Annotated in this window: 7 protein-coding genes; 5 read left to right on the top strand and 2 right to left on the bottom strand. The window is 46.4% G+C overall.

What is annotated here, in order from left to right:
• The first annotated feature begins 75 nt into the window (after nt 1-75).
• Together DSM107010_RS36380 and DSM107010_RS36385 are read left to right on the top strand one after the other, a co-directional pair.
• Nucleotides 76-756: an NmrA family NAD(P)-binding protein gene (locus DSM107010_RS36380; RefSeq protein ID WP_258184009.1), complete on the top strand. Its 681-nt coding sequence runs from the start codon at nt 76-78 to the stop codon at nt 754-756.
• Nucleotides 757-989: 233 nt separating this feature from the next.
• Complete coding sequence (locus tag DSM107010_RS36385) at nt 990-2570, top strand: MFS transporter (protein ID WP_106169407.1); 1581 nt, start codon at nt 990-992, stop codon at nt 2568-2570.
• 46 nt (nt 2571-2616) lie between these two features.
• Here DSM107010_RS36385 and DSM107010_RS36390 read toward each other — a convergent pair whose 3' ends face one another.
• A complete protein-coding gene (locus DSM107010_RS36390; RefSeq protein ID WP_106169404.1) occupies nt 2617-3648 on the bottom strand; it encodes an IS630 family transposase in 1032 nt (343 codons plus the stop codon).
• A gap of 228 nt (nt 3649-3876) precedes the next feature.
• Here DSM107010_RS36390 and DSM107010_RS36395 point away from each other — a divergent pair, with 228 nt between their 5' ends.
• The 3 genes from DSM107010_RS36395 (at nt 3877) to DSM107010_RS43440 (ending at nt 5393) form a co-directional block, all read left to right on the top strand.
• Nucleotides 3877-4353 carry a hypothetical protein gene (locus DSM107010_RS36395; protein ID WP_106169405.1) on the top strand — a complete coding sequence of 159 codons (477 nt, stop codon included), beginning with the start codon at nt 3877-3879 and terminating at the stop codon, nt 4351-4353.
• A gap of 42 nt (nt 4354-4395) precedes the next feature.
• Nucleotides 4396-5097, top strand: a complete 702-nt coding sequence (locus DSM107010_RS36400; RefSeq protein ID WP_106169406.1) for a gamma-glutamylcyclotransferase — start codon at nt 4396-4398, stop codon at nt 5095-5097.
• Nucleotides 5098-5234: 137 nt separating this feature from the next.
• Nucleotides 5235-5393 carry a DUF4158 domain-containing protein gene (locus DSM107010_RS43440; protein ID WP_127025305.1) on the top strand — a complete coding sequence of 53 codons (159 nt, stop codon included), beginning with the start codon at nt 5235-5237 and terminating at the stop codon, nt 5391-5393.
• 17 nt (nt 5394-5410) lie between these two features.
• On the opposite strand, the gene DSM107010_RS36410 is transcribed toward DSM107010_RS43440, so the two are convergent.
• On the bottom strand, nt 5411-5743 hold the full coding sequence (locus tag DSM107010_RS36410) for a hypothetical protein (protein ID WP_199756016.1): 333 nt from the start codon (nt 5741-5743) through the stop codon (nt 5411-5413).
• Between the last annotated feature and the right edge of the window lie 144 nt (nt 5744-5887).

Genomic DNA, 5887 nt, shown 5'->3' on the forward strand with positions numbered 1-5887 from the left:
TTTCAATCTCAATGCTGCTCTAAAATCATAACTTAGTCCTTTAAAAGTTGCTTAAGTTATTTTTACAAGCTGCCTATTAGGGGCGTTGAGCGAGTGTTTCTGCTAACCGGCTACACTGTTGATATGCTGGCTCAAAGCAAGGCAATTGTGGATGAAGCGGTGAAAGCAGACGTTCAGCACATTGTTCATATTGGTGCGTATGCCAAAGAAGACACAACGGTGGCACATCTCGGCTGGCATCAATTGATTGAACGTTACATTGAATCATCTGGAATAGCCTATACTCATCTGCGTCCCAACTATTTCATGCAGAATCTTCTGCGGCTTCCCAATACAAACAATCCAGGAGTAATCCATCAATTCTTTGGTGAGGCGCGCCTGGGTTGGATTGATGCCGATGATATTGCCTTAGTAGCAGCAACGGTATTGAGATCGCCCGAGCGATACGCAGGACAAATCATTCCTCTAGCAGTCGAAGCACTGACTGGAGATGAAATTGCCGAAGTATTGACGCAATCACTCGGACAACCTTATCGCTATCAAGCTCAGTCTCCGGATGATTTACTGGCACAGTTACTCAGTGTAGGGATGGAACCTGCTTACGCTCGTTGTGCAGTGGATGTGAATCGCCGTCTCACCACAGGAACAATGTCAGAAGCGGCTGATACATTTGACAATTTTGAGTCCATTACTGGGCGCAAACCCAACTACTGGAAAGACTTTGCACTCAAACACCGAGATAAGTTTCGCTATTGATTTTGCTTACCATTGTATTTAATTTGTGAAAATTAAGAACAAGTGTTGTGAACTCTAGCACCTTTTTCTTCTCTCCAGCACCAGCTAATCTAAAAATATCGATTGCATCCCGCATCGAGACAAGCTTTTAAACTAGTTGGCAGTTCTGTTGCTCACGGTTAGTGGTTTTAAGTTGCAAGAACCGCAACAACCCTCGATTTTGCATGGCTTTTTTGAACTTTGGAGATTCGGCGATGGATAAACAAATTTCGCTCCACAAATCAACGCCTTCCCCTCAGAAACATTGGGCAACTCTACTCGTGACTTGTGTTGCTACATTTCTAGTGCCACTCGATGTGACGATTATTGCGATTGCGCTTCCCGACATCGAACGCGAATTGCACTCTAACTTTACCGAGTTGCAATGGATTGTGAATACTTACAACATTGCTTACACTGTAGTTCTGATGGCAACTGGTACCCTTGCCGATCGCCTTGGTCGGCGAAAGGTATTCGTTTGGTCCTTGGTTGCCTTCGGCATCACCTCGCTCTTGTGTGGATTAGCCAGTGATGCGCTGTTGTTGATCCTGACAAGAGCCATTCAAGGCGTTGCCGCAGGTGGAATGCTAATCACTGCCGTCGCGATTCTCTCACACCGTTATCAAGGTCCAGAACGCGCTGCCGCTTTTGGGATTTGGGGAGTCTTCATTGGCATTGGTGCCGCTTTTGGTCCAATGATTGGTGGGTTTCTCGTCGATCAATTAGGCTGGCGCTGGATCTTCTTATTGAACGTGCCGATCGTAGTTGCTTTAGTTGCCTTATCTGTGTTGAAGCTTGAGGAGTCCCGCGACCCAGAAGCTGAAACGCTCGATCGATCTGGGCTAATTACATTCACAGGTGCATTATTACTGGTATCTTTTGCAGTCATTCAAGGCAACGATTTAGGTTGGACAAGCGCCATCATTCAGCAAACCCTCGTGGGTGCCTTTGCGTTGCTGATTGCATTCATTGTGGTGGAACTCAGACATGCTCGCCCTATGTTTGACCTCAAGCTTTTTGCCATTCCTACCTTCACAGGCGCATCAGTTTTAGGCGTTGCTAACAGCATGTCCTACTGGGCAATGATTATTTATCTTCCGCCCTATTTCCAGAACGTTTTGGGTTTGTCAGCAACTCAGGCTGGGCTGTCACTGCTACCACTGACCCTGCCGATGCTGATTCTGCCTCCAGTGGGTGCAAAACTGGCAGAGAAATTACCCGCACGAGTCTTACTTGGTAGTGGGCTAGCCGTAGTTGGACTTGGTTTTGCGCTGATGTATGGTATCACACCGAACTCCGGGTTGGGTCATTTGCTGCCGGGTTTCTTGGTAGCTGGGGTAGGAGCCGGATTAATTAATGCTGAGATGAGCAATGTGGCGATCGCGGTCGTTCCTGCAGAACGGAGCGGTATGGCATCGGGCATCAATATGACCTTCCGGCATGGATCGTTCACGCTAGGTATTGCGCTTTTGGGGGCATTGCTTGCATATACAATTCAGAACAGCCTGCAACAAACCGCAGGGATTCCATCCGATCTAAATTTGCACCAGCTTGCAAACTATCTTGCGCTTGGAAATATTTCGGGTGCAGTCAACTCAGTTCCGCCATCGCTACAACCTCAATTTACAAATATTGCGAACGCAAGTTTCCTCGATGGACTGAATTTCATCATTCTCGTGGCAACTGCGATCGCCTTCATTGGTTCTGTTATTACCTTCGCCATGATTCGCCGTCGCGATCTAAAAGCGACACCATCTGCTCACGTCACCTGTGAATCGGATTCACAGGTGATGTGAAGCTCAATTGTGAAGCTTACTAATCAGAGCAGAGAATAGTGAACAGTCAGGCGGCGGCGTAAGCAACATGTTTCTCACGAAAGAAGTTTTGCACGACGTGAGGGTAACGTTGTGTACTACGTAAATAGCTGCGGAGATTATCAATCATCTCAGTTTTATTTTTGGCACGTTGCCGTCCGACAGCATTGGCTTTAACATCATGGTTAAGTAATTCGTCGGGATTCAACTCGGGACTGTAAGCAGGCAAGAAAAATAAGTGGATGCGATCTGCATGTTTTGCTAGCCATTGGTGGACTGCTCTCGACCGATGTACCGGGTGACCATCCACAATCAAAAACACCTTTTGGGAGCTGTGACGAATCAAACGACGTAAAAAATCAAGCATCACAGCAGAGTCAAAACGTTGTGTGAACAGCTTAAAGCACAGCTTGCCACGATTTGTGATGGTCGAAATCATATTACAGCTAAAGCGCTTACCCGTTCCTGGTACGACTGGCGTTTGCCCGACTCGACCGTAGGAACGCCCTGTTTGGTAGTCAGAGCGGACAACCATATAGTCACCCCAATGAATTTCTGCATTCTCACGCTCAGCAGTACGACAGATCTGTGGATACTCCGTTTCTAGCCAGTGCTTGACTGCTAGTGGGTCTTGCTCGTAAGCACGGCGCAACGGCTTCTGTGGTGTAAAACCCCATTTTTTCAGATACCGTCCCACTGTCCACACCGACACTGATAACTCAAAGCGTCTGAGGAGAAATTGTTGCACTGCTTCACGAGTCCATAAGTAGAACGGTAAACCTAATTGATCTGGACACTGCAACTCCATTAGCCGTACCGCCGTTGCTGCTTGATGGGGCAGCAGCCGCGAACTGGAGCGGGGCCCACGCTTTTTGGCTTTTAATGCCTTTGAGCCTTCAGTTGCTGTAGCTTTTGTCCAATGATGTATTGCCGTGCGCGACACTTGAAACACACGAGATGCCTCTGATTTACTCATGCCATTTTCAATTGCATTTACGACTCGATATCGCAGTGCTTCTTGGGCAGAAGCTGACATATGGCGAGCGTCTTTGAGTTTCATTGCCCACTCCAGACTTAGCTACCTTTTTATGTTAACCAATCTTTGCTCTGGTTAGTAACTACTTTTTCTTTACAGTCTCACAAATCACCGTAAAACTACTATCGCAACACTAGGAGGAACACCCATGACCCATGAACGATCTGTTTCATTCCATACGCCCGAAAAACAAGGCTATACCAGCTATCCCGCACTACAATTGCAAGCAGCATAAAGCGAACCGAGGGCAAGATGACACAGGTAGACCACGTTTTGCAGTGGACTGAACATTTTATGAACGTCTGGATACAAAGCTGGCAAGCCGCAGACAAGGCAGCCGTCGAGCAAGTTGTCGAGCTATTTGTACCAAAGGGAATTTATCATGCAACTCCTTTCAGTCAAGGTGTAGGACATGAAGAAATTCGTAAATACATGTCCATGATCCGCACTCAACAGAACCACGACGGGCAGACGGAATTGTTAGGAGTTGCAGGAAAATACGGCGTATTTCGCTGGCAAATTGAGTACGATGTTCTGCCTAAAACAACTTGGGCTGCTAGACTACCTCAGTCCATCATTGACAGCCTAGAGTGGGAGTCTTATCGGACAATCGAGTTTAATCCTAACGGTAACCGCATTCTACAGGCTAGAATTTCGACAGTGGAATTTGATGGCAAAGGATTAACAACCCACTATCACCAAGGCTGGCACACCAAGGTATTGCACTAATTTGTCACTGTATTCATCTTTAATCAAAGTAGAGTTTGCGCGATGTCACTTACACGAGCGGATCTCAAAACTGGACGCTTACAAGCAATGGTTTTACAGTCTTCTGAGTTAACACCCTATTTGTTAAGTGAAGCCCAATTACAAGCATCAATAACAACTACCCTGCAAGCTCACCCACCCAATACCGACCTTTGGATTTTTGCCTACGGTTCGTTGATTTGGAGTCCGTGTTTCAAATTCGTAGAAGCCCGTGTGGTTAAACTTTCGGGTTGGCATCGCCGATTCTGCCTCTCGGCTCCAGTGGGTCGTGGAACTCCAGAGAATCCTGGCTTAATTCTAGGACTCGATTGTGGGGAAAGTTGCTGTGGTGTTGCCTACCGAATTGCTGCTAGTGATGTTGCCGCAGAATTACAATTACTTTGGCAACGAGAAATGGTCGTAGGGGCTTATATTCCTCAATGGGTCAAGGTGTTTAGTGGAGAGCAAGCGGTCGAGGCAATTGCTTTTGTGATTAATCAACAGCACCCACTTTACACAGGCAGCTTATCCTTGGAAATGACGATCGAGAGCCTTGCCACAGCAAGCGGACAGCTTGGCTCCTGTGCCGATTATTTCCTGCAAACAATTGATGGACTAGCTACCGTTGGTATCAAAGATGAGACATTGCTCTTTCTGCGCGATCGCGTAATAGCTAGACAACAATCGTTGTTTGATGCTGCTAATTTGTCGGATGCGAGCCATTGAAAATTGCCAATTATAACTGTTTGCTGTTGCTGAATAAACAAAACCCAAAACTAGTAGGGAGCGTAGCTTCGACATGACTTACTAGACCAGAACAGTCTATACCTCAATAGCTCTACTTATCTTCCATCATCCGCTCCATGACCGTAATCGATCGTACTGCCTATCCTCGCTTCAAGTCACAACCTACCGCTAAAGAACTTGCAGACCTTTATACCCCTACCTCAGACGAGATAGCGTTTGTTCAGTCGCACACCAGCAATTCTAGAGCGTGTTATGCACGAATGGCACTAAGATAAGCTGAAACGCTTATGATTCAAGCAGTTTGTAATTGGTTGCGTAACACAGATCTAGGTTGTTTCATTAACGGATAAGACTTAGGGCGACGTTTGCGAACTCGTGGTTCACTTCTTCCTGGGCGAAGGGGAACTGACTTATGGGCAATAACTTTTAGCAAAGTGCGATAAATTCGCTCGCGTTGTGTTGAAGTTGCGGCTAATAATTCGGGAATAAAATTACCTAAATGATGACGAGTTCCTTGTAAAGATAAACGCAATGGAGGCGAACCATAAGTAGTACCAGCTACCCACATCAAACTGCGGAGCAAGTTGTACGCTAACAAATAAACATAAATTTCTTTGCGTACCATAGAAGGAGTTTTACACCGGAGGACATCCATTCCCAGGGTAGTTTTGAGGTGTCTTATATCTAGCTCGATGCGCCAACCACAATACCACCATAAATATCTGGATTGGAATTTTGATGTGGCATAAGTTGTAGCCCTGGAGATTTA

Origin of the sequence: Chroococcidiopsis cubana SAG 39.79, from assembly GCF_003991895.1 — a bacterium.
GTDB lineage: Bacteria > Cyanobacteriota > Cyanobacteriia > Cyanobacteriales > Chroococcidiopsidaceae > Chroococcidiopsis > Chroococcidiopsis thermalis.